Source organism: Streptomyces sp. NPDC088747 (assembly GCF_044751025.1).
Taxonomy (GTDB): domain Bacteria; phylum Actinomycetota; class Actinomycetes; order Streptomycetales; family Streptomycetaceae; genus Streptomyces.
In genome coordinates, this window is the sequence record NZ_JBIVKZ010000005.1 from 252,534 (window position 1) to 278,537 (window position 26,004).

A 26,004-nucleotide genomic window follows, 5' to 3' on the forward strand; every position below is an offset into this window, starting at 1 on the left:
GGCCGGATCCGATCGGTAAGGTGTTCGTATGACAACCGGGGTACGCCGCAGGATGGGTGTCGATGAACGGCGGCAACAGCTGATCGGCGTCGCCCTCGAACTCTTCAGCAGACGCTCGCCCGACGAGGTCTCCATCGATGAGATAGCCGCCGCTGCGGGCATCTCGCGACCGCTGGTCTACCACTACTTCCCCGGCAAACTCAGCCTGTACGAGGCCGCGTTGCAGCGCGCCTCGGACGATCTCGCGGAACGCTTCGTGGTCGCGGCGGAAGGCTCGCTCGGCTCGCGGCTGCTGCGGGTGATGCGCCGGTTCTTCGACTTCGTGGACGACCACGGGCCCGGTTTCGCGGCGCTGATGCGGGGTGGGCCCGCTGTCGGCTCGTCCACCACCAACGCGCTGATCGACGGGGTGCGGCAGGCCGCGTACGTCCAGATCCTCTCGCACATGAACATCCAGAACGCGCCCGCCCGGCTGGAGTTGATGATCCGCTCGTGGATCTCGCTCGTCGAGTCGACGGCGCTGCTCTGGCTGGACGGACGGCGCGTCCCGCGCGCCGATCTGGAACGGCAGCTCGTGCACGACTTCGCCGCACTCGCGGCCGTGAGCGCCGCCTACGACGAGGAGCTGAGCGACCTGCTGCGCGAGTCGCTCAGGGGCGAGCCGGGCGACGGCCCCTTCAGCGACCTCGTCGTCCGGCTGATCGCACTGGCGTCACCACCGGCGACGTAGACACCCCGCGAGGCCGCTCCCCGTATCCCCGGACCTACTCCTCGTACTTGCGGTACGACGGGTCGAGGTCGCGGACCTCGGCGGAGGCGTGCACCTTCGCGACCCCTTCGGCGGGCTCGATGTGCTTGCGGAGCAGGTCGAGTACGGCCTCGGTGAGCTGGGCCTTGGTCTCCTCGGCGCGGCCGGCGAGCAGGGCGAGCGTGACGTGCACGATGGCGTGGCCGTCGCCCTCCGCCCCCACCACGTCGTCCTCGGTCGGGCGGAACCGTGTCTTGCACGCCTCGATCCGCGCGCCCGCCGTCTCGACGACCACCGGGTGCAGCGCGAGCGCGAAGCCGCGCCGGTCGAAGGCCGCGTCGAGCGACTCGGAGTAGTCGACGGTGATCTGCGGCATGGGCACTCCCGTTCCAGAGGTTTCCCGGTCAGCCTAGTCGCAGGGCCAGCAGCGCGATGTCGTCGTCACGGTGGCCGAAGCAGTCGAGGAGGGTGTCGCAGAGGGCGTCGAGGCCGGGGAGGGCGCCCGCGGCGGCCGAGCGGAGGGTTTCCATCGAGGCCACGAGGTCCGTGCCGCGGGTCTCGATCAGACCGTCGGTGACCATGAGCAGCCGGTCGGTGGGTTCGAGGAACAGCTCGGTGGGCGGCGGGTGCGGCAGGCCCACGCCCAGCAGCGGACCGGCGGCCTTCGAGTAGTCCGCGCTGCCGCTGTCCCGGATGATCAACGGCGGGATGTGGCCGGCGTTGGCGATGAGGGTGCGGCCGGTGGCCGGGTCGATCAGGGCCAGGCAGACGGTGGCGGTGACCTCGGGGTGGTAGCGCTGGAGCATTCGGTCAAGGCGTTCGGCGAGCACGGCCGGATCGCTCTCGTCGACGCAGTAGGCGCGCAGCGCGTGCCGGATCTCGACCATGACGGTGGCCGCCTCAAGGGAGTGCCCGACGACGTCGCCGACCGCGGCGAGCACCCCGTCACCGACGCGCAGGGCCGCGTAGAAGTCCCCGCCGATCTCCGTCTCCTGGGACGCGGGCACGTACCGGACCACGACATCGACGCCCGGCAGTTCGGGCAGCCGGTGCGGCTGGGGCAGGAAGCTGTGCTGGAGGGTGAGGGCGACATGCCGTTCGACCTGGTACATGAGCAGCGGCTCGGCGGCGAGCGCGGTGGCCTCGGCGAGCCTGGCCACCAGCGTCTCGTCCTCGGGGTTGACCCGGCGCACCCCGCGGGTGGGCACCGCCAGGCAGACCGAGGCCCGGCCGTTCCGGAGGGGGATCAGCGCGAGGCGGGCGTCGTGCTCCACGTCCGGCCGGAAGAACCCGGCGGGCCACAGCGGCGCGGGCACCGTGGTGAGCCGCACCCCCGACTGCCCGCGGGTGAGCCGCTTCAGCAGCCCGGCCACCGCCCGGTGGGCGCCCTCGTCCGGCAACGCGAGCGAGGTGCGGTCCCGTGAGGTGCCGCGGTACAGCTCGTCGTCCGGGCCGAGGACGAAGACGGCCGCGGGGCCGCCGGTGAGCCGCGCGGTGCCCTCGGCGGCGGCGTCGGCGAGTTCCTGCGGTGAACGCGCCGTCTGGATGGCGACGATCGTCTCCGACAGCCTGGTCAGCCGCCGCGCCAGCGCCTGGTCTCCGGCCCGGAGGCGCGCGGCGCGCACCGCCGACCGGATCACCGCGTCGATCTCCTCGGGCTCGGCGGGCACCGTCAGATACGCCTGGCCGCCGACGTCGAGGCCACGGCAGCGGTCACCCGCGTCCAACGCGGCGGCCGAGAAGTGCACGACGGGCAGCCCGGCCATGTGCGGCCGTTCCTTGAGCCGACGGCACAGTTCGAAGCCGCTCATGTCCGGCAGGTTCACATCGATGAGCGCAACGTCGGGCAGGGTGCCCTTGCGCAGCCGTACGTCGAGTTCCTCCAGGGCGTCATGGCCGTTGGAGACCGACACCACCTGGTAGCCGGCGCGGCGCAGCAGGGCGCCCATGGCGTACCGGCTGGCCGCCACGTCGTCCACGACCAGCACGGTCGTCTCTGTCCGTTTGCCGTTGACGTCCATCTGCCAGCCCTTGGACACGCGGGTGGGACAGACCCGGGTTCGAGGTCTGCCCCACCACGGTAATGCTCTTTTCAGGAAGTCCGGGAAAATACCGCCACAGTGCGACCCGGAACGGTGAACGTGCCCGTTTTCTCCGCATACGACGAGGACTTGACGGTGGAGTCCGCGCCCGCCGCCTGCACCGGGTGCAGCGCGTACGCCGTCCCGGCCGAGGCGGTGACCGTCTGCTCCTGCCGCTCGGGCGTCGCGTTGAAGACGACGACGAGGTCACCGAGCCTCATCGTGATCACCCCGGGTGTCTCGTCCCTGCCCGACATGGGGAAGGACAGCTCCGACTGGACCTGGCCGGCGGTGCCGAGCGAGAAGACGCTCTCGGTCGTACGGATGCGTTGCAGGTCCTGGTAGGCGGCGGAGCTGCCCTGGATCTGGTCGCAGCCCACCTTGACGGACGTCAACAGGGGTGTGGCGTAGGGCCACTTGGAGGCGTTGTCGGCCGCCATCGGCAGTCCGCGTCCGAACCCGTTGCCGTCGCGGCAGTTCCAGTGGATGGCGTTGAACCAGTCGCCGCTGTCGTAGGAGTTGCGGTCGAGGGACTTGGAGCGCAGCAGGTCGGAGCCGGCCTGCGAGAGGGACGGGCCCTGCGAGAGGGTGGCCGTCGCCATGGCGAGGACCTGCATACGGGCCCGGTCGTCGGCGCTCGTCGCCGCGGGCAGCTTGTAGGTGAGGGCGTCGTACAGGGACTCGTTGTCGTGGGCGTCGGCGTAGGCGAGGGCGTCGCCGGGTGCCTCCGCGTATCCGGCGGGCTGGCCGTTGTAGTCGACCTCGGAGCCCTTGACCCGTGTGCCGTTGGTGTCGGTGAAGCCGAACTCCGCGAGGTTGCCGCTCAGTCCGACCTTGATGAGGTCCTGGTAGTGCAGCAGGCGGGCCTTCTGTTCGGCCGGAGTGCCGTTGCCTGTCGAGGAGTTGGGGTCGGTGTAGAGGCCGGACGCGAAGCCCTGGACGCCGGGGTCCTCGTCGAAGGGGCCGCCGCCGCGTACGGCGTCACGCGCGCGGTCGGAGAAGGTCGCGATGCCCGTCCCCGCCATGTTCTTCTGGGTGGCCTGGGTGAAGCGGGCGTCGTCGGCGACCTCGCCGAAGTTCCAGCCCTCGCCGTACAGGATGATCTTCTTGCCGTCGACGCCGTCCCTGGCGAGGGTGAGGGCGTCCAGCACCTTGCGGACGGCGAGGATGTTGGCCTTGGGGTGGTGGCCCATGAGGTCGAAGCGGAAGCCGTCGACCTTGTACTCCCTGGCCCAGGTGACGATCGAGTCGACCACCAGCTTGCCCATCATGGCGTTCTCGGTCGCGGTGTTGGCGCAGCAGGTGGAGTTGGCGACGCTGCCGTCGGCGAGGAGCCGCTGGTAGTAGCCGGGGACGACCTTGTCGAGCACGGAGGTGTCGGCCTGGCCGCTCGCGGCGGTGTGGTTGTAGACGACGTCCATGACGACCCGCAGGCCGTCCTCGTTCAGCGACTTGACCATCTCACGGAACTCCACCGTACGGTCCGTGCCGTCCGGGTCCGTCGCGTACGAACCCTCCGGAACGGTGTAGTGGAAGGGGTCGTAGCCCCAGTTGTAGGCGTCCTTCGCGGCGATCTTCGCCACGCACTCCTGCTGCTTGTCGGAGTCGGCCGGGTAGGAGCCGAGATCGCAGTCGGTGCTCGCCTGGTCGGCCTTCTTCTCGGGGATGGTGGCGATGTCGAACGCGGGCAGCAGGTGCACGTACGAGGTGCCGGACTCCGCCAGTTCCCTGAGGTGCTTGGAGCCGTCGCTGTCCTTGTCGGTGAAGGCAAGATAGGTGCCCGGGTTCTCGGCCGTGGGGTCCGCGACCGAGAAGTCCCGGACGTGCAGCTCCTGGATCTGGGCGTCCTTCAGCGCGACCGCCTTCGGCTTCCTGAGGGTCGACCAGCCTTTCGGGGCAAGGGACTCGGCGCCCAGGTCGACGACGAGGCTCCGCTTGGAGTCGGCGGTCAGGGCGACCGAGTACGGGTCGGTGACCGAGTTGGCGACGATCTTCCTGACGGTCGGCGCCCACACCTTGACGACGTACCGGTAGGGCTTGTTCGTCCAGGACCTCTCGCCGGTGACGGACCACACGCCGGTGGTGTCGTCCCGCCTCATCCTGACGGCTCTGCCGTCGAGGTCGAGGGAGACGCTCTGCGCGGTGGGCGCCCAGAGGGCCAGCGTGGGGCGGCCGTCGCGGAAGGTCGGACCGAGGTCGGCCCGCGTCGCGTCGTACAGATCGTCGAGTACGCCGGCGATCTGGACGCCGGTGGCCGCGAGCACCGCGCCGTTCACGGCCCGCTGGGAGGCGACCAGTTGGCCGCTCAGCGCTTCCCGCACGCGGTCACGGTCACGCGGGTCGACGGTCCAGGCGGTGTAGTCCTTCAGGTGCGGGAAGGCGGCCTGCTGGGCGTCGGTGAGCGTGGACCTGGACAGGCGGAGCCACTTGGCCCGCCCGGTCAGCGTGCCGTCCTTCACCTCGACCGAGCCGTCGCGCGAGTAGAGCAGCTGCGTGGACACGGGCGCCTCGGAGCCGTTCCAGGCGACCGTGTTCCGGTCGATCCAGACGGCCTTGGACGTGGTCAGGTCGAGCGCGGCGGCGCTGCCCGCGGGCTGCGGGAGCAGGTACTTCTCCTGGCCGTTCACCAGCCACACCTCGTGGCCGTTCGCCGCCAGGTCCAGTGACTGGTCGGTGGGGAGGTCCTTCTCGTCGCCCTTGTGGAGGATGTAGCTGAGGCTGGTGGCACCCTCGGCGAGCGGCACCTCGTACACAGCGCCATAGGCGTCAGTGTCCACCGGTTGCAGGGGCTTGGACCAGTCCGTGCCCGTCGCGGCGCCCGTCCAGACGTGCAGTCCCCAGCCGTCGTAGTCGCCGTCGGCGCGGTGGTAGTGCAGGACGGCCTTCGAGGTGTCCTGCGCCGGGTAGTCGGGCCGTTCGGTGAGGACGGCCTCCTTGCCCTGTTCGAGCCAGATCTCGCCCGTTGCCGTGACGTCGATCGTGCGGTCGGCGGAGACGTCCTTGTTGCCGTCCTTGTCGATCACGAGGTAGCCGACACTGGAGGCGCCGGGCTTCAACTTCACGTAGGCGAAGGCCCCGTAGGCGTCGCGGCCGATGAAGTCGTGGCCCTCGGGCCAGGTCGTCGCCTCGCCGTCGGCGAGGTCGCCCCAGGCGTAGAGCCGCCAGTCTGTGTAGTCGCCGTCGGCGCGCTGGTAGTGGACGATCGCGTAGTCGCGCGAGGTAGCCGTCGGGATCTCCTCGGCGGGCGGGGTGCCCGTGACCGAGCCGGCCGTGGCGCTCGACGTGCGGCCGGCCGAGTCGATGACAACTGCCTTGTAGCGCAGGGCGGTTCCGGCCGGTACGTCCTCGCCGATGACCTGGGTGACCTTGTACGGGGCGTGGTCGGCGGAGCCGAGCGTCCGCCACTTCGCGTCGCCGACCTGGGCGGCGAGGACGACCCGGTTGAGCCGGCCGCCCGCGACGTCGGCGGTCAGCTCTACGGTGCCGGTGGCGCCCGCGTCCGGTGCCTTCAGGGTGAGCGTCGGCCTGGAGACGGGTGCGTCGAGGGTGCCCGCGGCCTTGAGGACGACGGAGGAGCCGGCCGGGACGGTGACGGTGACCTGGCTGTCGGCTCCGCTGGTGACGGTGTCCGAGGTGCCGTAGACGCCGCGGAACCTCATGTCCGCCGAGCCCGTCGCGAAGGTCGCCGACTTCGGCTCGGCCGCGTTGTTCACGGCCACGACGTACTCGGTGCCGGTCTTCGCGTCCGTCCGGGAGAAGGCGTAGACACCGGCGCCGTCGGCGGCGTACCGCTCCGTCTGGACGCCGTCCGCGAGGGCGGGGTTGGCCTTGCGGAGCTTGGCGAGAGCACTGATCTGCTTGTAGAGCGGCGCACTCGTGTCGTAGGCGTCGCTCGCGTGGGTGCGGTCGGTGCCGAGTTCGTCGTCGTCGAGGTAGTCGGCGGTCTGTGAGGCGAACATGGTCTGGCGGGCGTCCTTGTCGCCGCCCGCGCCGGTGAAGCCCTGCTCGTCCCCGTAGTAGACGACCGGGTTGCCCCGGCTGAGGAACATCAGCTCGTTGGCGAGCCGGTCCTTCTTCAGGAGCTCGGCGTCGGTCGCGTCCGGGTTGTCCTGGACCAGGAAGGAGCCGACACGGCCCATGTCGTGGTTGCCGAGGAAGGTGACCTGCTCGTACGCGTTGGCCTTGTCCGTCGTGTACTTGTAGTCGTCGCCGAAGACCGAGGCCAGTTTGCGCGCGCTGCCGCCCTGGGAGGCGTACTGGCGGGCCGCCTCCTGGAAGGGGAAGTCGAGCGTGGCGTCGAGGCGGCCCTCGGTGACGTACGGCGAGGTGATCGAGGTGTCGGCGGAGTAGACCTCGCCGAACATGAAGAAGTCGTCACGGCCGTGCTTCTTCGCGTACGCGTCCAGGGCGGTGGCCCACTGCGTCCAGAACTCCATGTTCACGTGCTTCACGGTGTCGATCCGGAAGCCGTCGATGTCGAAGTCCCTGACCCACTTCTGGTAGATCCGCTCCATGCCGCCGACGACCTCGGGGCGCTCGGTCCACAGGTCGTCGAGGCCGGAGAAGTCGCCGTTCTCGGAGCTCTCGCCGGCGAAGGTGGAGTCGCCGCGGTTGTGGTACATCGTCGGGTCGTTGAGCCAGGACGGGACCTTGGTGTTCCGCTTGGCGGCGGGCACGGTCGGCGTACGGGGGAAGGAGTCCTTGTCGACGGCGGGGAAGTCCGGTGCGCCGGCCGCCCCGGACGCGTAGTCCTCGTCGTCGAAGGGCTCGCCGTCCTTCGTCAGGTAGGGGAAGGCGCCCTGGGAGAGGTACCCGTAGGACTTCTCCTCGTAGTCGACGACGTCGGCGGTGTGGTTGGTGATGACGTCGAAGAAGACCTTCATGCCCTTGGCGTGGGCCTTGGAGATCAGTGTCTCCAGGTCCTTATTGGTGCCGAAGTGCGGGTCGACCTGGGTGAAGTCGGTGATCCAGTAGCCGTGGTAGCCGGCCGAGGCGTTGTCGCCGGTGCCCTGCACGGGCTGGTTCTTGAAGATCGGCGCCATCCAGATGGAGGTGGTGCCGAGGCCCTTGATGTAGTCGAGCCGCTGGGTCAGGCCCTTGAGGTCACCGCCCTGGTAGAAGCCCTTGTCGGTGGGGTCGTAGCCGGTGGACAGGCGCGAACCGGTGAGGCCGCCCTTGTCGTTGGAGGAGTCGCCGTTGGCGAAGCGGTCCGGCAGGACGAAGTAGAACTGCTCGCGGGTCGCGTCGTTGCGGGCGGCCGTCCTGGCCAGGGCCGCGTCGGACGGGGGCGCGGGCGGCGTCGCGGCCTGGGCCGCGAGGGGCTGGACGAGCGCTGCCGCGAGGGCGGCCACGGCGACGGCCGCGACTCTCCCGCGGTGCGAGGTTCGTCCGGGCTGCGCGCTTCGGCGCACCCAGGGCGCCGGCCATCTCGGTATCACAGGCGTGAACTCCTCGCGATTACGGCTCATTCGGGTCAGGCGGGCAGGTCCGAAGTCCCGTATGCCCCACGCCGCGGCTCGGCCTCGTTGCCGGGCGCCGGCGTGAACGTATCGCTCCCGCAAGCATTGCAGCAAGAGTCTTGAAAGCGATGGCAAGAACTTTCACATCTGCTCGTGACGGAGGGCCCGTTCACCAGGGGATCGGCGAACGGGCCCTCTCCTGGGGGCACTCAGCAGCTGGACTTGCCCGAGTAGACCGCCAGCGCCGTGTTGGCGCCGAGCGTCGCGGTGAGCTGGCCCGAACTGTTCACCGAGACGGTCGTGTTGCTCTGCACGTTGCAGTACGTGCCCGCCGCGAGAGAGGTCTGGTACGTGCGGCTCAGCGAGGACGACTCGTGGTTGATGGCCACGAAGCCCTTGGAGCCTCGGCCGAACGCGATGGCGTCGGCGCCGTTGTCCCACCAGTTGGTGACCGCTTCACCGCGGGTGGAGTTGCGGAAGGCGACCATGCGCTGGATCTCGCCCCAGGCGTGCTGGCACTTCCAGCCGTCCTGCCAACAGGCGTTGACCGTGCCGTCGTTGGGCGGTCCGGCGTCGGTGGAGGAGAACTCGTAGCCCGAGTTGATGTCGGGTGCGCCGTAGGGCCAGGCGAGCATGAAGACGTTCGCCAGCGTGTAGTTGGCGTTGTCCTTGTAGCTGAGGGTGGAGCCGTTGCGCTCGGTGTCGTGGTTGTCGACGAAGACGGCCGAGACGCCGCTGCTCATGTACCCCCAGCCCTCGCCGTAGTTCTTCAGGTAGGCGAGGTTCTCGTTGTTGAAGACCCGCTTGAGGTCGTAGGCGTACCGGAACTCCTGGACGTCGCCGGTGCCGGTGTACTCGGTGGGCTGGACCGCCTCGCCCGCGCCGTAGATGGCCTCCTGCTTCCAGTACACGCCCGTGTTGCTCAGCCTGGACTTGATGTTGGCGAGGTCGGCGGCCGGCATGTGCTTGGCCGCGTCGACGCGGAAGCCGTCCACGCCGTAGCCGAGCAGGGTGTTCAGGTAGCCGGCGATGGCGGAACGGACGTACGACTCGCCGGTGTCCAGGTCCGCGAGACCGACCAGTTCGCAGTTCTGGACGTTGGCGCGGTTGGAGTAGTCGCTGATGCTCGCGGTGCAGTCGTCGAAGTCGTACGAGGAGTACAGGCCCGGGTAGTTGTACTTCGTGTACGACGAGCCGCCGGTGCCCGTGCCGCTGCCCGCGGACATGTGGTTGATGACCGTGTCGACGACGACCTTCACGCCCGCGTTGTGGCAGGCCGTGACCATGTCCCGGAAGTCGGTGGCGTCACCGAGGCGCCCCGCTATCCGGTAGCTGACCGGCTGGTACGAGGTCCACCACTGCGCGCCCTGGATGTGCTCGGCGGGCGGGGAGACCTGGACGAAGCCGTATCCGGCGGGGCCGAGGCGGCTCGCGCACTCCGTCGCGACGGAGTCGAAGTCCCATTCGAAGAGGACGGCGGTGACGTCCTTGGTGCCGGGGGGTGAGGCTTGCGCGGTGCCGGCGGGGACGGCGAGCGCGACCGACGCGGCCGCCGCGAGGGCGAGGGCACCGGAAAGGGTTCTGCTGGCCATGTGGGGGTTCCTTCTCCGTTGAAGGTCCATGGAGGGTACGTCGAGGCGCCTTGCGGCGCTTCGAGGGGAATTGAAGGTTCTTGCTGAAAGCTTGCAGAGTCGTGCGGTGCCGCAGATAGTAGAGGCCCACCTCCCGGAGCGGAAGGCGGGCCTCTGAAACTGTCAGAAACTTCTTGCAGGGACCGGTGGTTGACGGCTCAGCAGTTACCGGGTGGGCGGAGACTGCCCGGCCGCCAATTGCCGGGCGAACGGCCGTCGCCGGGCTGTCAGGCGCCGGGCGAACGGCCGTCGCCGGGCTGTCAGCCGGTGGTCCACCACACCGTGGTGTCCGCCGGCAGCTTCGCCTCGCCGTCCTGGGACAGGATCGGCTCACCACTGGCGACGAGTACCCGGCCGTACGCCGGGACGGTCACCGCCTCGGTGCCGGTGTTCGTGGTGCAGGTGAACTCACCGCGGCGGAAGGCGAGTACGCCCTCCGGTGCCTTCAGCCAGGTGACCGAGTCGCCCGCGCCGAGGTCGGACCGCTCACGCCGGACCGCGATCGCCTCCCGGTACAGCTCCAGGGTCGAGCCCGCCGTGCCGGTCTGCGCCTCGATGCTCAGCTCGGCCCACTCGGCGGGCTGCGGCAGCCAGCTGCCCCCGCTTCCGAAGCCGTACGAGGAGCCCTCCCGGGTCCACGGGATCGGCACCCGGCAGCCGTCGCGGAAGCCGTCCTGGCCGGCGCCCCGGAAGTACGCGGGGTCCTGGCGCACCTCGTCCGGCAGGTCCACGACGTCCGGCAGGCCGAGTTCCTCGCCCTGGTAGAGGTAGGCGGAGCCGGGCAGCGCCAGCATCAGGAGCGTCGCCGCCCTGGCCCGGCGCAGCCCGAGCGCGCGGTCGCCCGCGGTGCGGATCTGGGTGCCGAGCCCGGCCTCGTTGGCGAAGCGCGTGGCGTGCCGGGTCACGTCGTGGTTGGACAGCACCCAGGTGGCGGGGGCGCCCACCGGGCGCATCGCGTCCAGCGTGCGGTCGATGCAGGAACGCAGTTGGGCCGCGTCCCAATGGGTGCTCAGGTACTGGAAGTTGAAGGCCTGGTGCAGCTCGTCGGGGCGCACGTAGTTGGCGGTGCGCTCGATGGTGGGCGTCCACGCCTCGGCCACGAAGATGCGCTCGCCCGAGTACTCGTCGAGGATCGTGCGCCACTGCCGGTAGACCTCATGCACGCCGTCCTGGTCGAAGAACGGCATGACATCGTTGCCCAGCAGCTTCAGTTGCTCGTGGGATCCCAGGTCCGGCAGCCCTGCCGCCTTCACCAGACCGTGCGCCACGTCGATCCGGAAACCGTCGACGCCCATGTCGAGCCAGAACCGCAGGATGGAGCGGAACTCGTCGCCGACGGCCGGGTGTTCCCAGTTGAAGTCGGGCTGCTCGGGCGCGAAGAGGTGCAGGTACCACTCGCCGGGGGTGCCGTCCGGCTCGACCACCCGGGTCCAGGCCGGACCGCCGAAGATGGACTCCCAGTCGTTGGGCGGCAGTTCGCCGTTCTCGCCCTTGCCGGGCCGGAAGTGGTAGCGCTCGCGCAGCGGGGAGCCCGGCCCGTCCGCGAGGGCCCGCCTGAACCACTCGTACTGGTCCGAGGAGTGGTTGGGGACGAGGTCGACGATGATCCGCAGGCTCAGCCGGTGGGCGTCGCGGATCAGCCCGTCGGCGTCCAGCAGATTGCCGAACATGGGGTCGACGGCCCGGTAGTCCGCCACGTCGTAGCCGGCGTCGGCCTGCGGCGAGGCGTAGAAGGGGCTCAGCCACACGGCGTCCACGCCGAGGTCGCGCAGGTAGGGAAGTCTGGAACGTACGCCCTCCAGGTCGCCCATGCCGTCACCGTTGCTGTCGGCGAAGCTGCGCGGATAGACCTGGTAGATCACCGCGTCCCGCCACCAGTCGCGGTGCGTGGCGACGGTGGCGAGGGCGGAGGTCGGTGCCTGGTCGGCGGAGTGCTGGCTCATGGCGTCCTTGTTGCGGAGTGGGGGTCATGGGCGTCTGTGGTGGAGCGGGTTGACGAGGCGGCCGCGGTGGCGGCGGGGTCTGGCGGTCCCCCCGGCCGGAGGCCGGGGGGGCCACCGCGGCCGCCACCCGCGCGACTTGGCGCGCGGGAGTCACTCGGGAGGCGGGCGTCAGCCCTTCGTGCCGCCTGCGGTGAGCCCGGCCACCAGGTTCTTCTGCACAAGGTAGAAGAAAGCGGAGACGGGTATCGCGACGAGCACCGCGGTGGCGGCCATCAGGTTGCGCTGTGCGTCGTGTTCGCTGACGAAGCTCTGCAGGCCGACGGCGAACGTGTACTTGGTGTCGGAGAGCATGAACGTCGAGGCGAAGGCGACCTCGCCGAACGCGGTGATGAAGCTGTAGAAGGCGGCGACGGCCAGGCCCGGTTTGGCGAGCGGCAGGATCAGCCGCGCGAAGGTGCCGAAGGGGCTCAGTCCGTCGACACGTCCGGCCTCGTCGATCTCGAAGGGGATCGTGTCGAAGTAGCCCTTGAGCAGCCAGGCGCAGTACGGCACGGCCGTCGAGCAGTACACCAGGATGAGGCCGAAGTAGTTGTCGATGAGCTGGAGTTCGGACAGGATCTCGTACATCGGCACCATCAGTACGGCGACCGGGAACATCTGGGTGACGAGCAGGACCCACATGAACTTCCTGTAGCCCGGGAAGCGCATGCGCGAGACCGCGTAGCCCGTGGTGGCGGCGACCAGCACACCGATGAAGGTGGTGCCGAGAGAGACGACGAGGGTGCTCCACAGCCAGTCGAAGAACGGCGTGTGCTGCAACACGAACGAGTAGTTGTCGAACGTCATCTTGCCGAAGATGCGCCCGGGGTGGAGGTAGTCGTCCTTGTCCGGGCCGAGCGACAGATAGACCAGCCAGGCGATCGGGAACAGCGCGATCAGGCTGGCGAGGGTCAGGATGCCGTGCGAGGTGATCGTTCCGGCGAGGCTGTTCTCGCCGCGCCGGCGCACCTTGCGGGCCGGCGCGGTCCTGGTGGGGGCCTCGTCGGTCGCGGCGGAGCGCTGGGGTGTGGTGGTGCTCATGGGGGCTCCTGCCTCAGTTCGCGAGCTGCTGCTCATTGCGGGCCAGCCAGCGGCGGTAGACGGAGGTGAAGACGACGAGGATGGACAGCAGCAGTACGCCGTAGGCGGCCGACTGGGCGTAGTCGCGCGGCTGTTGGCCGAAGCCCAGGTAGTAGGCCCAGGTCACGAGGATCTGCGCGTCCGGGGCGGTGTCGCCGAAGAGCAGGAAGATGACGGCGAACTGGTTGAAGGTCCAGATGACGCCGAGGAGTACGACGGTGGAGCTGACCGGCCGCAGCCCCGGCAGGGTCACGTGCCGGAAGCGCTGCCAGGCGTTGGCGCCGTCCATCTCGGAGGCCTCGTACAGGGTCTGGTCGATGGCCTGGAGGCCGCCGAGCAGCGAGACCATCATGAAGGGCACGCCGCACCAGGTGTTGACCATGATGGCGGAGGTGCGCTGCCAGAAGCTGTCCTCCAGCCACAGCGGCGACGGCAGATGCAGTGCGTCGAGGGCGGAGTTGATGATGCCGGAGTCGGCGAGCATGAAGCGCCAGCCGAAGACCGTGACGAAGGTGGGCACCGCCCACGGCAGGACCAGGATCAGCCGGTAGAAGGTGCGTCCGCGCAGCTTCTGGTTGAGCAGCAGGGCGAGGCCGAGGCCGATGGCGTAGTGCAGCAGGACGCAGAGCGCCGTCCACACGATCGTCCAGATGAAGTGCGACCAGAACCGGTCGTAGGAGGTCGGGCCCCACAGGATGTCGGCGTAGTTGTCCAGGCCGATGAACTTGTAGGTGGCGTCGATGTGGTTGACGCCGATCTGGCGGGCCGAGTTGAGGCTGTTGGCGTCCGTGAACGTCAAGTAGACGCCCCGCACCAGCGGATAGAGCACCAGCGCGCCGAGCACGACGACCACCGGGGTGATCATCGCGTACGCGTACCAGTACTTCTGGTACCCGTGCTTGAGTCGCTGGAGCGGCCCGGGGCGCGGCCCTCGGTCACCGCGGCGCTTGCCGGTCGCGCGGTCGATGACGACTGTCATGGTTCGACACCTTCTGGAAGATCAGGGGTTGGGCGCACGCGGGCCGGTGGCCGCCGGATCCGTCCCCGGGTCACCGGGGTCCGCCCGCTCGTTCAGTGCCGAGAGGGCGGGCGGATCCGACGGCCACGACGGTCACTTGCTGAAGTCGGGGACCAGCTTGGCGATCGCGGTCTCCGCGTTGCCCAGTCCCTTGTCCAGCGACTCGTTGCCTGCCGCGACCTTGTTCAGCTCGGTGTCGAGCGGGCCCCACAGCGAGCTGTACTCGGGCAGCGCCGGGCGCGGCTGGGCGGCGGAGAGCACCGTCTGGTAGCCGGCGATGCCCGGGTCGGCCTTGACCTCGGCGGTGTAGGCGTCGTCGCGGGTCGGCAGCGTGGAGTTCTTGAGGGCGATCGTCTCCTGGGAGGCGGCCGAGGTCATGAACTTCAGGAACTTCAGGGACGCTTCCTGGTGGGCCTTGTCCGAGCCCGCGTAGACCGAGAGGTTGTGGCCGCCGGTCGGGGCGCCCGCCTTGCCGGTGGAGCCGGCCGGGACGCTGACGATGCCCAGGTTGGCCTTGTCCTTGAAGGCCGAGCCCTTGTAGAAGTTCGTGATCTCCCACGGACCCTGGATGATCGAGGCGACCTTGCCGCTGACGAACGCCTCCTGGATGTGGGCGTACGCGTCGACGGTGGTGTCGGCCTTGTGCAGGCCGTCGCCCTTGAACAGGCCTTCCCAGGTCTCGTAACCCTTGACCGCCGCGGGCGAGTTGACGGTGATCTTCTTGGCGTCGGCGTCGACGGTGTCGGTGCCCTCGCCGTACAGGAAGGACTGCGCGTAGTACGCCTGGGTCGAGCCCCAGTAGCCGTCGACGCCGGTCTTCTTCTTGATCGCGGCGGCGGCGGTCCTCAACTCGGCCCAGGTGGTGGGCGCCTCGACGCCCGCCTCCTCGAAGATCTTCTTGTTGTAGACCAGCGCGAGCGTGTCGGTGACCAGCGGTACGCCGTACGTCTTGCCGTCGAACTTGGCCTGCTCGATAAGGCTGGGCTGGAACTTGCTCTGGTCCGCGAGGGCCTCGGTGCCGTCCAGCGGCAGGAAGTAGCCCTTCTTGGCGAAGGCGGGGGTCCAGCCGACCTCGGAACGCAGCACGTCCGGGGCGCCGCTGGCACCGGCGGCCGTGTCGAACTTGTTCTGCGCCTGGTCGAAGGGAACGTTGACGTACTTGACCTTGACGTCGGAGTTGGCCTTCTCGAACTCCTTGACCAGGGCCTGGTACGTCGGTGCCTCATTGGTGGCGTTGGAGGTGTCCCACCAGGTGATGGTGGTGGGGCCGTCCGACTTGTCGCTGCCGCTGTCACTGTCGCCGCAGGCCGTCGCCGCGAGGGCGATGGACGCCACCAGCGCGGTGGCCGCTATGCCACGCCGCATGAGATCTCCTTGAGGGTGAAAGCCCGAGTGGTTGAGGCAGCGGTCCCGCCCGCTCCCCTTGCCGACTTGCCGACTGCGCCGTTGCGTCCGCCGGGCGACGTGAACGTAACAGCGTTGTAAGCGCCGCGAAAGACCTTGCAGCAAAAAAGTGCAAGGACTGCCGAGAGTTACGTGCCCGTGACCTCGGCTCGACCCCCCGGAAACCCTGGTACGAGGCCGCTCAGCGGACATCGGGCGCGCTGTGCAAGACTCTGCAAGCTCTTGCCACGCCTGCCGGGTACGGGGATCATCGCCCCGTCAGCGCCTTGCAGGAGCCACCCCTTCCCGCGGCGCACGCCCGGGACGCCGAGCCGACCACTACACGAGGGAGCGCGATGACGCAGCAGCCCGGAGCGGGCCGTTCAACCGCCCGCACACGGCGTCCGGTTGGTGGGCAAGGCGAGAACAGGCCGGTACAGTCCACTCCCGTGACCACACGGCTTGCCGACATCGCGGCCCAGGCAGGTGTCAGCGAGGCGACCGTCAGCCGCGTCCTGAACGGGAAGCCGGGCGTCGCGGCGACCACCCGCCAGACCGTTCTGGCCGCGCTCGACGTCCTCGGCTACGAGCGCCCCGTCCGGCTGCGGCAGCGCAGCGAGGGCCTGGTGGGCCTGATCACGCCGGAGCTGGAGAATCCGATATTCCCCGCGCTGGCGCAGGTCATCGGCCAGGCGCTGACCCGGCAGGGCTACACGCCGGTCCTCGCGACGCAGACCCCGGGCGGTTCCACCGAGGACGAGCTGACGGAGATGCTGGTGGACCGGGGGGTCGCCGGCATCATCTTCGTCTCGGGCCTGCACGCCGACACCTCCGCGGACATGCAGCGCTACGACCAGTTGCGCGCCCAGGGTGTCCCGTTCGTCCTCGTGGACGGTTTCTCGCCGAAGGTCCAGGCGCCGTTCATCTCCCCCGACGACCGCGCGGCGATGGCGCTGGCCGTCACCCACCTCGTCTCGCTCGGCCACACCGGCATCGGGCTCGCGCTGGGCCCCAAGCGGTTCGTGCCGGTGCAGCGCAAGATCGAGGGCTTCATACGCACGATGCAGGACCTGCTGGGGCTGGCCGCCGCCGACATCGAGGAGCGACTGGTCCAGCACTCGCTGTACACGCTGGAAGGCGGCCAGGCGGCGGCCTCCGCGCTGATCGACCGCGGCTGTACGGCCGTGGTGTGCGCCAGCGACATGATGGCGCTCGGCGCGATCAGGGCGGCCCGCCAGCGCGGTCTGGACGTCCCCAAAGACGTCTCGGTCGTCGGTTTCGACGACTCCCCCCTCATAGCCTTCACCGACCCACCGCTCACGACGGTCCGCAAGCCGGTGCCCGCCATGGGGCAGGCGGCGGTACGGACGTTGCTGGAGGAGATCGGCGGGACGCCCGCGCCGCACAGCGAGTTCGTGTTCATGCCCGAACTGGTGGTGCGCGGTTCGACCGCTTCGGCCCCCGGAGACCGGAATCGTCCGTGATCCTCCCCGAGGAGGAGCCCGTACCACACCGGTTGGAGTCCTCTGGTCGTAGAACATGCGACGTGGACCCGACCAAGGGATGATCTGTGGGGCAAGGCTTTTCTGGCAGACTCTGTCCCTATGGGTGAGACAACCGTGACGACACTGGAAGGCCGGGAGCAGACTGCTTCGCAGCCCGTCGCGGAGGAGAGAGCGGGGCTGCGTTTCCTGCGTCGACTGCGGACCCCGCGGCGCCCCCGCCTCTGGTTCGAAATCCTGCTCATCGCGGTCAGTTACTGGACGTATTCGCTGATCCGGAACGCGGTCCCGGAGCAGCGCGGACAGGCGCTGCGCAACGCCGACTGGATCTGGCGCACGGAGCACCAGCTCGGTATCGCCTTCGAGGAATCCGTCAACCACGCCGTGAACTCGGTGACTTGGCTGATCATCGGCATGAACTACTACTACGCGACACTGCACTTCGTGGTGACGCTGGGTGTTCTGGTGTGGCTCTACCGCAGTCATCCAGGGCGGTACGCGGCGACCAGGCTCGCCCTCTTCGCGACCACGGCGGTGGCCCTCGTCGGCTACTACTTCTACCCGCTGGCGCCGCCCCGCCTGATGAACGGCAGCAGCTTCGTCGACACCGTGCTGGTCCACCAGACCTGGGGTTCCATGGCCTCGGGCGACCTCAAGCACATGTCCAACCAGTACGCCGCGATGCCGTCCATGCACATCGGCTGGTCCCTGTGGTGCGGCCTCACGATCTTCGCCCTGGCGTCCGCCCCCTGGGCCCGCATCCTGGGCCTTCTCTACCCGACGGCGACGCTGGTGGTCATCGTCGCCACCGCCAACCACTTCTGGCTCGACGCCGTGGGCGGCATGCTCTGCCTGGCCTTCGGTTTCGCGGTGGCCAGCCTCTGGTACGGAGCACTGCCGTACGCGCTCCCGCGCTGGGTACCGGGTTCACGCAAGGCACCGCTGCTCCCTGCCAAAGCCTGACAGCGGGCCACCAACCCCCCTCCGCTCACTCCCGGCGCTCGCCGGCGCGGGCGGCGTGCCGCAGAGAGTCGATCAGCCCCCGCAGGGCAGGCTGCTCCGGAGCCGACTCCCGCACCGCCACGTAGATCGCCCTACGCGGCTCAGGAGAACGCACCTCGCGGATGACGACGTCCGGATGGAGACCCCCGAGCCCGAGCCGCGGGATGAGGCTGACCCCCAGCCCCGCCGCCACGAACCCCTGGGCGGTCACGTAGTCCTCGCTCTCGACCACGAAGCCGGGCCGGAAACCGGCGGCGGCACAGGCGTCGAGCTGCGCGTCCAGGCAGGTCCCCGGCCACTCGCTGCCGACCCACGGCTCGTCGGCGAGGTCGGTCAGCTCCAGCGAACGCTTCCCGGCCAGCCGGTGCCCCTTGGGCAGCACGGCACGGTAGGGATCGTCGAGCAGATGCACCAGCCGTACGCCGTCGGGCCCGCCGGAGTCACCGGGCGGCCGCACCACCAGCGCCAGGTCGGCCCGCCCCTCCTTCACGTCGGGCAGCGGATCCTCGGGATCGATGAGCTTCAACTCGACCTGCACACCCGGGTGTTCGGACCGGAACCGGGCGATGGCGGGAGCCACGAGGGCGGCCCCCGCGGTGGCGAAGTAGCGCACCGCGAGCCGCCCCGTACGCCCGGCCCGCAGATCCCCGAGGGCGGTCTCCGCCTCGGCCACCTGCCGCCCGATCACCCCGGCGTACTCGGACAGCAGGAGCCCCGCCGCTGTCGGCCGCACACCACGCCCCACCCGCTCCAGCAGCTCGACCCCGGCCTGCTTCTCCAGGGCGGCGATCTGCTGGCTGACGGCGGACGGCGTGTACCCGAGGTCAGCCGCTGCCGCGGTGACCGACCCGCATCCCACCACGGCCGACAGAACCTGCATACGCCTCACATCGAGCATGCAGCCCAGCTTAACAGTGCATGCAGCACTCTTCACTTGTCCTCAAAGGTTTCTTCCGGGACCGTAGAGCCATGCCAAGTCTCCGCTCCCTCGCCTCGCCGCTCCGCATGGCCACCCTGGCCCTCCTGTGGGGCTCGGGCTTCCTGTGGATCAAACTGGCCCTGAACCACGGCCTGTCCCCCGCGCACATCACGATCACGCGCTGCGCCCTGGGCACGGCGGTCCTCCTGGTCCTGGCCGGCCGGGCGAAGCAGCGCCTCCCCCGCTCCCGCCGGATCTGGGGGCACCTGGTCGTCGCGGCGCTCTTCTGCAACGCCATCCCCTTCGCCCTCTTCGCCATCGGTGAGCAGACGGTCGACTCCGGCATCGCGGGCGTCCTGAACGCGACGACCCCGCTCTGGGCCCTCCTCATAGGCTTCCTCCTCGGCACCGACCGAGGCCTCCACCCGCTGCGCCTGACCGGCCTCTTCCTGGGCTTCGCCGGCGTCCTCCTGATCTTCGCCCCCTGGCACCAGGAAGGCCTCGCCAGCTGGGGAGCCCTCGCCCTGCTCGCCGCCGCCGCGAGCTACGCCATCGCCTTCGCGTACATGGCCCGCCACCTCACCACCCAGGGCGCCCCCCTCGCCGTATCGGCGGCCCAACTCCTCACCGCCACCGCCTGGAGCACCCTGGCCCTGCCCACCGGCGGCTCCTTCGGCGAGGCCGACGCCACCGCCCTGATCGCCGTGACCATCCTCGGCATCTTCGCCACCGGCATCACCTTCTACCTCAACTACCGCATGATCGCCGACGAGGGCCCCACCAGCGCCGCCACCGTCGGCTACCTCCTCCCCGTCGTCTCCGTAGCCCTGGGCGCCCTGGTCCTGGACGAAAAAATCGGCCTACGAGTCATCGCAGGCATGGCAGTAGTCCTCACAGGCGTAGCCCTCTCCCGCAAAAAGCCGACCCCCCAGACCCCCACACCCCCCGCAACCCTCACACCGACACCCGCGACCCACCCGTAGACCGGAAAGCCCCCCGCCCCCCGCTCTGTTGACGCCCACCGGCGGAAGGGACCGGAGACCCGCTGCGGCCCACCGGCGGAAGGGGCCGGAGACCCGCTGCGGCCCACCGGCGGAAGGGGCCGGGGGCCGGTACATCACATGCCCGTCGCGTACGTTCGCGTCACCGGAGTTGTCGATCCTGCCCAACGTCTGATCCGGCGGCGACGGGCGGATGTACCGGCCCCCGGCCCCGACCCGGACACCCGGCACCAGCCACCGACACCGCCACCACGGCCACCGCCACCGCCACCGCCACCGCCACCAACCTCACGCCCCGTAGAACAACTCATCCACAACAGCCCGAGCCCGCCGCGTGATCCGCCGGTAGTCATCGAGCATGTCCCCACTGTGACTCCCACCCCCCTGCCGACGGGAGTCCCCCGCCCCGTACCCCAAGTACCGCCCCACCGCCGCAAGTTCCCGCCCGTCAGACGGAAACGTATCCCCGGCCCGCCCCCGCACCAGCATCACCGCGTTCCGCACCCGCGTAGCCAGCACCCACGCCTCATCCAGGATCGCCGCCTCCTCCGCACCCAACAGCCCCGCCGCACACGCCGCCGCCAACGCCTCCCGCGTCCGGGTGGTCCGCAGCCCCGGCTCCGCCCACCCATGCCGGAGCTGGATCAACTGCACGGTCCACTCCACGTCGGACAGCCCGCCCCGCCCGAGCTTGGTGTGCAGCGTGGGGTCGGCCCCACGCGGCATCCGCTCGGACTCCATCCGGGCCTTCAGCCGCCGGATCTCCCGTACGGCGTCGTCCCCGAGCCCCTCCGCCGGATACCGCAGCGGGTCGATCAGCTCGATGAACCGCCGCCCCAGGTCCTCGTCCCCCGCGACGACCTCGGCCCGCAGCAACGCCTGCGACTCCCACACCAGCGACCACCGCCGGTAGTACGCCTCATAGGAGTTGAGCGTCCGCACCAGCGGCCCGGTCTTCCCCTCGGGCCGCAGATCGGCGTCGATCAGCAGCGGCGGATCCGCACTCGGAATCTGGAGCAGCCGACGCATCTCGGAGACGACGGCGTTGGCGGCCCGGGACGCCTCCTGCTCGTCGACCCCTTCCCGGGGCTCGTGCACGAACAGCACGTCCGCGTCGGACCCGTAGCCCAGCTCGTGCCCCCCGAAGCGCCCCATGCCGATGACGGCGAACCGCGTGGGCAGCGTCTCTCCCCAGCCGCCCAGGCCCCCGGCCTCGCCCCCGCCCGCCCCGTCGGCCCCGCTCGACCGGGGGGACCCCCACCGCACCGCGGCCCGCAGCGCCCCCGCGATGGTCGCCGCCGTCAGGTCGGACACGGCGCCGCCGACGAGGTCCACCAGCGCGCCCTGGTCGGTGACGGCCGGGTGCTCCTCGGTGCCGTAGGAGGCGACGATGTCCGTCGCCGCCGTACGGAACAGCTCACGGCGTCGCACCCCGCGCGCCGCGGTGACGGCCTGTTCGCCGCCGGCGGCCCGCCCGACGGCCGAGAGGATCTCCTGCTCCAGGTGCGCACGGGGCCGCGGTCCGAGCCCGCCCCTGCCGCCGTCCCCGTCACCGAGCAGCGCGACCGCCTCGGGGGCGCGCAGCAGCAGATCGGGGGCGAGCCGCCCGGCGGACAGCACCCGCGCCAGGTTCTCGGCAGCGGCACCCTCGTCCCTCAACAGCCGCAGATACCAGGGGGTCTTGCCCAGCGCGTCGGACACCTTGCGGAAGTTGAGCAACCCGGCGTCGGGATCGGCGGAATCGGCGAACCAGCCCAACAGCACGGGCAGCAGCGTCCGTTGGATCGCCGCCTTGCGCGAGACGCCGGAGGCCAGCGCCTCCAGGTGCCGCAGCGCCGCCGCGGGGTCGGCGTACCCGAGCGCGACCAGCCGCTCCCGGGCCGCGTCCGCGCGCAACCGCGTCTCTCCCGGGGCGAGTTGGGCGACGGCGTCGAGCAGCGGCCGGTAGAAGAGCTTCTCGTGCAGCCGTCGTACGACGGCGGCGTGCCGCTTCCACTCGCGGTTCAGTTCGACGACCGGGTCGGCGCGCAGGCCGAGCGACCGCCCGATGCGCCGCAGATCGGCGTCCTCCTCGGGCACCAGGTGGGTCCGCCGCAGCCGGTAGAGCTGGATGCGGTGCTCCATGGAACGCAGGAACCGGTAGGCCTCGTCGAGCTGTACGGCGTCGGCGCGGCCCACGTACCCGCCGGCCGCCAGCGCCTTCAGCGCGTCGAGGGTGGTCCCGCTGCGCAGCGAGGTGTCGGACCGGCCGTGCACCAACTGGAGTAGCTGCACGGCGAATTCGACGTCGCGCAGGCCTCCCGGCCCGAGCTTGAGCTCACGGTCGACGTCGGCGACGGGGATGTTCTCCACCACTCGCCGCCGCATCTTCTGCACGTCGGCGACGAAGTTGTCCCGCTCGGCGGCGTGCCAGACGAGGGGCGCGAGCGTGGCGACGTACTCCTCGCCCAGTTCGAGGTCCCCGGCCACCGGCCGTGCTTTGAGGAGCGCCTGGAACTCCCAGGTCTTGGCCCACCGTTGGTAGTACGCGAGGTGGCTGCTGAGGGTCCGCACGAGCGGCCCGTTCCTGCCCTCGGGCCGCAGGTTCGCGTCGACGGGCCAGATGCTGCCCTCGACGGTGGTCTCGGAACAGATCCGCATCAGATGCGCGGCGAGCCGGCCGGCGGCCTGGAGGGCCTTGCCCTCGTCCGCGCCCTCCGCCGCCTCCCCCACGAAGATCACGTCGACGTCGGACACGTAGTTGAGCTCGTGACCGCCGCACTTGCCCATCGCGATGACGGCGAGCCGGCACTGCGCGACGTCGTCGGGCGCGGCGGCCCCGGCGATGGCGAGCGCGGCGCGCAGGGTCGCCGTCGCGAGGTCGGCGAGCTCGGCGGCGGTCTGGGCGAGGTCGGTCGTGCCGCACACGTCACGCGCGGCGATGGACAGCAGGCAGCGCCGGTAGGAAACCCGCAGGGACACCGGGTCCGTCGCCGAGGCGAGCCCCCGCTCGAACTCCTCCACCCCGGGGTGCAGGTCCCGCGGCTCGTACGTCACGAGCGCCTGCCAGTCGCTGGGATGCCGGGCGAGATGGTCGGCGAGCGCGGCGGAGGAGCCGAGCACGCCGAGCAGCCGGTCCCGCAGGGGCTTCGCCGCGATGAGCGTGTCGAGCAGTTCCCGCTGTGCCGGGGGGCCGTCCTGCGCCTCGACGAGCCGTACGAGCCCGAGCAGCGCCAGATCCGGGTCGGCGGTGGCCCCCAGCGCGTCCAGGAGCACCGGGTCGGACCTTATGGGCGCCAGCTCGACGCTCTCCAGGAGCCGCTCGGCGCCCGACGGATCGGTGAAACCGTGCCGCAGCAGCCGTGTGAAAGTACTGCTCCTGCGCCCCGGCACCGTCATGCCCGGCCCTCCCGTCGGATCAAGGTCGTACGAAGTCGAGCGTAACCGCAGACCTGGTGGGAAGCGCCGGGGCGGGGCGCCAGGACCGGCACCGATGATTCCGCCCGCCCCGCGGGGTCTCCCCTACGGCGGACCCACGTCGACCCTGGAGGACACCCATGCCGGAGACCCAACCGCGGACCGACCTCGACGCGCGCTACGGCAGTCCCGGAGCGACGCCCACGCCCTGGCCCGAGGCCCGCGCCCGGCTGGCCGCCGCCGAGCTGTACTGGCTGTCGACGGTACGACCGGACGGACGGCCGCATGTGACGCCGCTGATCGGCGTCTGGCGAGACGGGGCCCTGCACTTCGCGACCGGCGCGCGGGAGCGCAAGGCGGTCAACCTCGCCTTGAACCCGCACGTCGTCCTCACCACGGGCAGCAACACCTGGGCCGCGGGGTACGACCTCGTCGTCGAGGGCGAGGCGGTCCGCGTGACCGACGGCGCCCGGCTGCGCGCGCTGGCCGGAGCCTGGGAGGAGAAATACGGCGCCGATTGGCACTTCGACGTACGGGAGGACGCGGAGTTCCAGGGAACCTTCCAGGGCGAGGGCGGCCCCGCCCTCGTCTTCGCTGTGGCGCCCCGCACGGTTTTCGGATTCGGTAAGGGGGAGCCGTTCAGCCAGACCCGCTGGCGGTTCGAGTGACCCCGCTGATCCAGCACATGAACCACCCAGCACCTGACGCCGTACGACAAAGGAGTCGTCCCATGGACATGACCCTCGAAGTGATCACGCTGCCGGTGACCGACGTGGACCGGGCGAAGGAGTTCTACCGGGACAAGGTCGGATTCCACGTCGACCTCGACGGCGAGGTGATGGAGGGCGTGCGGATCGTGCAGCTGACGCCGCCGGGGTCCGGCTGTTCCATCGCGCTCGTCGACGGCCTCCCGATCCCGACGGGGACTCCGCGGCCGGGGACGTACCACGGCTTGCAGCTCTGCGTGGAGGACGCCAAGGCGGCGTACGAGGAGCTGAGGGGCCGCGGCCTCGACATCAGCGAGCCGCAGACCTTCGCCCCGCAGGACGGCGCCACCTTCATGTACTTCAAGGACCCCGACGGCAACGGCTGGGCCGTCCAGGAGTACCGCCAGCGCGCGACCCGCCCCCTGCACCAGCTCCTCACCGAACTGGCCGCCGAGCGCCAGTAGTCCACCACGAGCACGCGACACCGGAAGCCGCGGCGCGACGGCGCCGCGGCTTCGTGATAGCGGGGGACGAGCTTCCTTGAACACGGCTTCCGGCGGCGGCCCCGGACTCACCGGGTCCCGCCTCACCCACCACTTCACCGACTTGGGAGTCGAGGCGGGGGGCGTCCTCCTGGTGCACGCCTCCCTGCGCTCGCTCGGCAAGGTCGAGGGAGGAGCGGCCACCGTGCTCCGCGCCCTGCGCCGAGCGCTCGGCCCCGCCGGCACCGTGGTCGTACCCACGTTCACCTCGGACAACTCCGACACGTCGGCGGCCCACCGGGACCGCGTCCGCGACCTGAGCGAAGAGGCCAGAGCCGCCTTCCGCCGGCGCATGCCCGCTTTCGACCCGGCGACCACTCCCTCGACCGGCATGGGCATCCTGGCCGAGACGACCCGCCTCCACCCGGACTCCCTGCGCAGCGCCCATCCCCAGACGTCGTTCGCGGCCCTGGGTCCCCAGGCCGCGAGGATCGTGGCCGGCCACAGCCCCGACTGCCACCTCGGCGAGCGGTCCCCCCTGGCCCGGCTCTACGACCTCCGCGCCCACGTCCTGCTCCTCGGCGTCGGCTACGACCGATGCACCGCTTTCCACCTCGGCGAATACCGGGTCCCCTCCCCTCCCCACCGCTCATACCGATGCGTGATCCACCGAGCCGGCCGACCCCAGTGGTGGGAGTACGACGACGTCGCCCTCAACGACAGCGACTTCGGCACGCTGGGCGCGGACTTCGAACGCGCGACCCCGGCAGCGGTGCAGCCCGGCCCTGTGGGAGCGGCCCCGTGCCGCCTGCTGAACCTCGTGGCCGCCGTCGACCACGCCGAGCAGTGGCTCCCCGTACACCGCGGCCAACGCGGCCACCATGACCATCGGGGCCACCGCGCCACCGACCGCTAGTTGGCGGGAGTCGTCGCGGTATCGAGCTGCGCGGCGGCCTCGGCGGCGAGCTCCGTCACTCGCCGGGCGGCGCGGGTCGCCCGGCCCGAGATCCGCCAGCCGAGCATGCGTAGGCCGGTGGAGGGTGCCGGCGGGAAGACGCCGAGCTGGCCCAGCATGCCGATGTCGTCCCGTACGGCTTCGTGGCGGATCACCTGACCGTCTCGGACCGTCAGCATGTGCACCTGCTCGAAGTCGATGTCCCGGCCGGTGGGAGGGATGGCCTGGTCGAGCCTGCCCTCCCGGAAGCGGACGAACGGCCCGGTGTGCCGTCCCTGCATGCGCAGCCGGACCCATACCTGGTCACCCGTCTCCGTGACCGCCTCGATGGGGAAACGCAGTTCGCTGAACGCCGAGCGCATCCACGCGCCCGAGGCGAGGGTGCCGGCGGGTCCCGGAATCTGACAGGCGAGCGGTGACACGGCCGCCTCGCGGTTGTGGTTGTCGGCCGCGACGACACGGGTCGCGAGGGCGGGGTCCCCGGTCTGGAGGATCCGGAAGAGCCCGGCGGCCAGTTCTTCAGCGTTCATGGCTTGTTGTTTCCTGTCATGCGGCGTAGGGGCGGGCGGGAGGGCGGGAGCGACGCCTGGGGCGACCAAAATTGATGTTACTGATGACCTAATGAATAGTTCAACCAGGTGATCACGGCTGGCTAGTA

The 26,004-nt window shown here is 70.3% G+C and carries 18 protein-coding genes; 7 read left to right on the forward strand and 11 right to left on the reverse strand.

Annotation, left to right across the window (positions count from 1 at the left end; genetic code table 11):
- Positions 1 to 28 precede the first annotated feature (28 nt).
- Positions 29 to 730, forward strand: coding sequence for a TetR/AcrR family transcriptional regulator (locus ACIP79_RS14500; RefSeq protein WP_401223038.1), 702 nt, complete (start codon positions 29 to 31; stop codon positions 728 to 730).
- A gap of 34 nt (positions 731 to 764) precedes the next feature.
- Here the strand turns inward: ACIP79_RS14500 and ACIP79_RS14505 are convergent, their stop codons facing one another.
- The 8 genes from ACIP79_RS14505 to ACIP79_RS14540 all read right to left on the reverse strand — a co-directional run bounded on the left by ACIP79_RS14505 (position 765) and on the right by ACIP79_RS14540 (position 15,364).
- On the reverse strand, positions 765 to 1,124 hold the full coding sequence (locus ACIP79_RS14505; protein ID WP_401223040.1) for a 5-carboxymethyl-2-hydroxymuconate Delta-isomerase: 360 nt from the start codon (positions 1,122 to 1,124) through the stop codon (positions 765 to 767).
- Positions 1,125 to 1,152: 28 nt separating this feature from the next.
- A complete protein-coding gene (locus ACIP79_RS14510; RefSeq protein ID WP_401223425.1) occupies positions 1,153 to 2,769 on the reverse strand; it encodes a SpoIIE family protein phosphatase in 1,617 nt (538 codons plus the stop codon).
- 71 nt (positions 2,770 to 2,840) lie between these two features.
- Positions 2,841 to 8,267 (reverse strand): pullulanase-type alpha-1,6-glucosidase, encoded by a 5,427-nt coding sequence (gene pulA, locus ACIP79_RS14515; protein ID WP_401223042.1) that lies wholly within the window; start codon positions 8,265 to 8,267, stop codon positions 2,841 to 2,843.
- 230 nt (positions 8,268 to 8,497) lie between these two features.
- Entirely contained in the window at positions 8,498 to 9,880 is a 1,383-nt protein-coding gene (locus tag ACIP79_RS14520; protein WP_401223044.1) for an alpha-amylase family protein, read from the reverse strand.
- Between the two features lie 299 nt (positions 9,881 to 10,179).
- Positions 10,180 to 11,862 carry a glycoside hydrolase family 13 protein gene (locus ACIP79_RS14525; protein ID WP_401223046.1) on the reverse strand — a complete coding sequence of 561 codons (1,683 nt, stop codon included), beginning with the start codon at positions 11,860 to 11,862 and terminating at the stop codon, positions 10,180 to 10,182.
- A 168-nt stretch (positions 11,863 to 12,030) separates the two neighbouring features.
- Entirely contained in the window at positions 12,031 to 12,942 is a 912-nt protein-coding gene (locus tag ACIP79_RS14530) for a sugar ABC transporter permease (protein ID WP_401223048.1), read from the reverse strand.
- Between the two features lie 13 nt (positions 12,943 to 12,955).
- Positions 12,956 to 13,960 (reverse strand): carbohydrate ABC transporter permease, encoded by a 1,005-nt coding sequence (locus ACIP79_RS14535; protein ID WP_383686350.1) that lies wholly within the window; start codon positions 13,958 to 13,960, stop codon positions 12,956 to 12,958.
- A 132-nt stretch (positions 13,961 to 14,092) separates the two neighbouring features.
- On the reverse strand, positions 14,093 to 15,364 hold the full coding sequence (locus ACIP79_RS14540) for an extracellular solute-binding protein (RefSeq protein ID WP_383686347.1): 1,272 nt from the start codon (positions 15,362 to 15,364) through the stop codon (positions 14,093 to 14,095).
- 467 nt (positions 15,365 to 15,831) lie between these two features.
- Here ACIP79_RS14540 and ACIP79_RS14545 point away from each other — a divergent pair, with 467 nt between their 5' ends.
- Both ACIP79_RS14545 and ACIP79_RS14550 read left to right on the forward strand, forming a co-directional pair.
- Positions 15,832 to 16,866, forward strand: a complete 1,035-nt coding sequence (locus ACIP79_RS14545; RefSeq protein WP_383686344.1) for a LacI family DNA-binding transcriptional regulator — start codon at positions 15,832 to 15,834, stop codon at positions 16,864 to 16,866.
- A 120-nt stretch (positions 16,867 to 16,986) separates the two neighbouring features.
- Positions 16,987 to 17,847: a phosphatase PAP2 family protein gene (locus ACIP79_RS14550; RefSeq protein ID WP_401223051.1), complete on the forward strand. Its 861-nt coding sequence runs from the start codon at positions 16,987 to 16,989 to the stop codon at positions 17,845 to 17,847.
- 25 nt (positions 17,848 to 17,872) lie between these two features.
- On the opposite strand, the gene ACIP79_RS14555 is transcribed toward ACIP79_RS14550, so the two are convergent.
- Positions 17,873 to 18,784: a LysR family transcriptional regulator gene (locus ACIP79_RS14555; protein ID WP_401223053.1), complete on the reverse strand. Its 912-nt coding sequence runs from the start codon at positions 18,782 to 18,784 to the stop codon at positions 17,873 to 17,875.
- A 71-nt stretch (positions 18,785 to 18,855) separates the two neighbouring features.
- Between ACIP79_RS14555 and ACIP79_RS14560 the strand changes: the two genes are divergently transcribed.
- On the forward strand, positions 18,856 to 19,788 hold the full coding sequence (locus ACIP79_RS14560) for a DMT family transporter (RefSeq protein WP_401223055.1): 933 nt from the start codon (positions 18,856 to 18,858) through the stop codon (positions 19,786 to 19,788).
- 306 nt (positions 19,789 to 20,094) lie between these two features.
- Here ACIP79_RS14560 and ACIP79_RS14565 read toward each other — a convergent pair whose 3' ends face one another.
- Complete coding sequence (locus ACIP79_RS14565) at positions 20,095 to 23,184, reverse strand: bifunctional [glutamine synthetase] adenylyltransferase/[glutamine synthetase]-adenylyl-L-tyrosine phosphorylase (protein WP_401223057.1); 3,090 nt, start codon at positions 23,182 to 23,184, stop codon at positions 20,095 to 20,097.
- 158 nt (positions 23,185 to 23,342) lie between these two features.
- Between ACIP79_RS14565 and ACIP79_RS14570 the strand changes: the two genes are divergently transcribed.
- From ACIP79_RS14570 to ACIP79_RS14580, 3 genes are all read left to right on the forward strand, one after another.
- The gene (locus ACIP79_RS14570; protein WP_401223059.1) at positions 23,343 to 23,870 is read left to right on the forward strand and encodes a pyridoxamine 5'-phosphate oxidase family protein; all 528 of its coding nucleotides are present in this window, start codon (positions 23,343 to 23,345) and stop codon (positions 23,868 to 23,870) included.
- Positions 23,871 to 23,932: 62 nt separating this feature from the next.
- Positions 23,933 to 24,373 carry a VOC family protein gene (locus ACIP79_RS14575; protein WP_401223061.1) on the forward strand — a complete coding sequence of 147 codons (441 nt, stop codon included), beginning with the start codon at positions 23,933 to 23,935 and terminating at the stop codon, positions 24,371 to 24,373.
- Positions 24,374 to 24,449: 76 nt separating this feature from the next.
- Entirely contained in the window at positions 24,450 to 25,307 is an 858-nt protein-coding gene (locus ACIP79_RS14580; protein ID WP_401223063.1) for an aminoglycoside N(3)-acetyltransferase, read from the forward strand.
- Here ACIP79_RS14580 and ACIP79_RS14585 read toward each other — a convergent pair.
- Positions 25,304 to 25,876: an ester cyclase gene (locus ACIP79_RS14585; RefSeq protein ID WP_401223065.1), complete on the reverse strand. Its 573-nt coding sequence runs from the start codon at positions 25,874 to 25,876 to the stop codon at positions 25,304 to 25,306. The genes ACIP79_RS14580 and ACIP79_RS14585 overlap by 4 nt on opposite strands.
- Positions 25,877 to 26,004 lie beyond the last annotated feature (128 nt).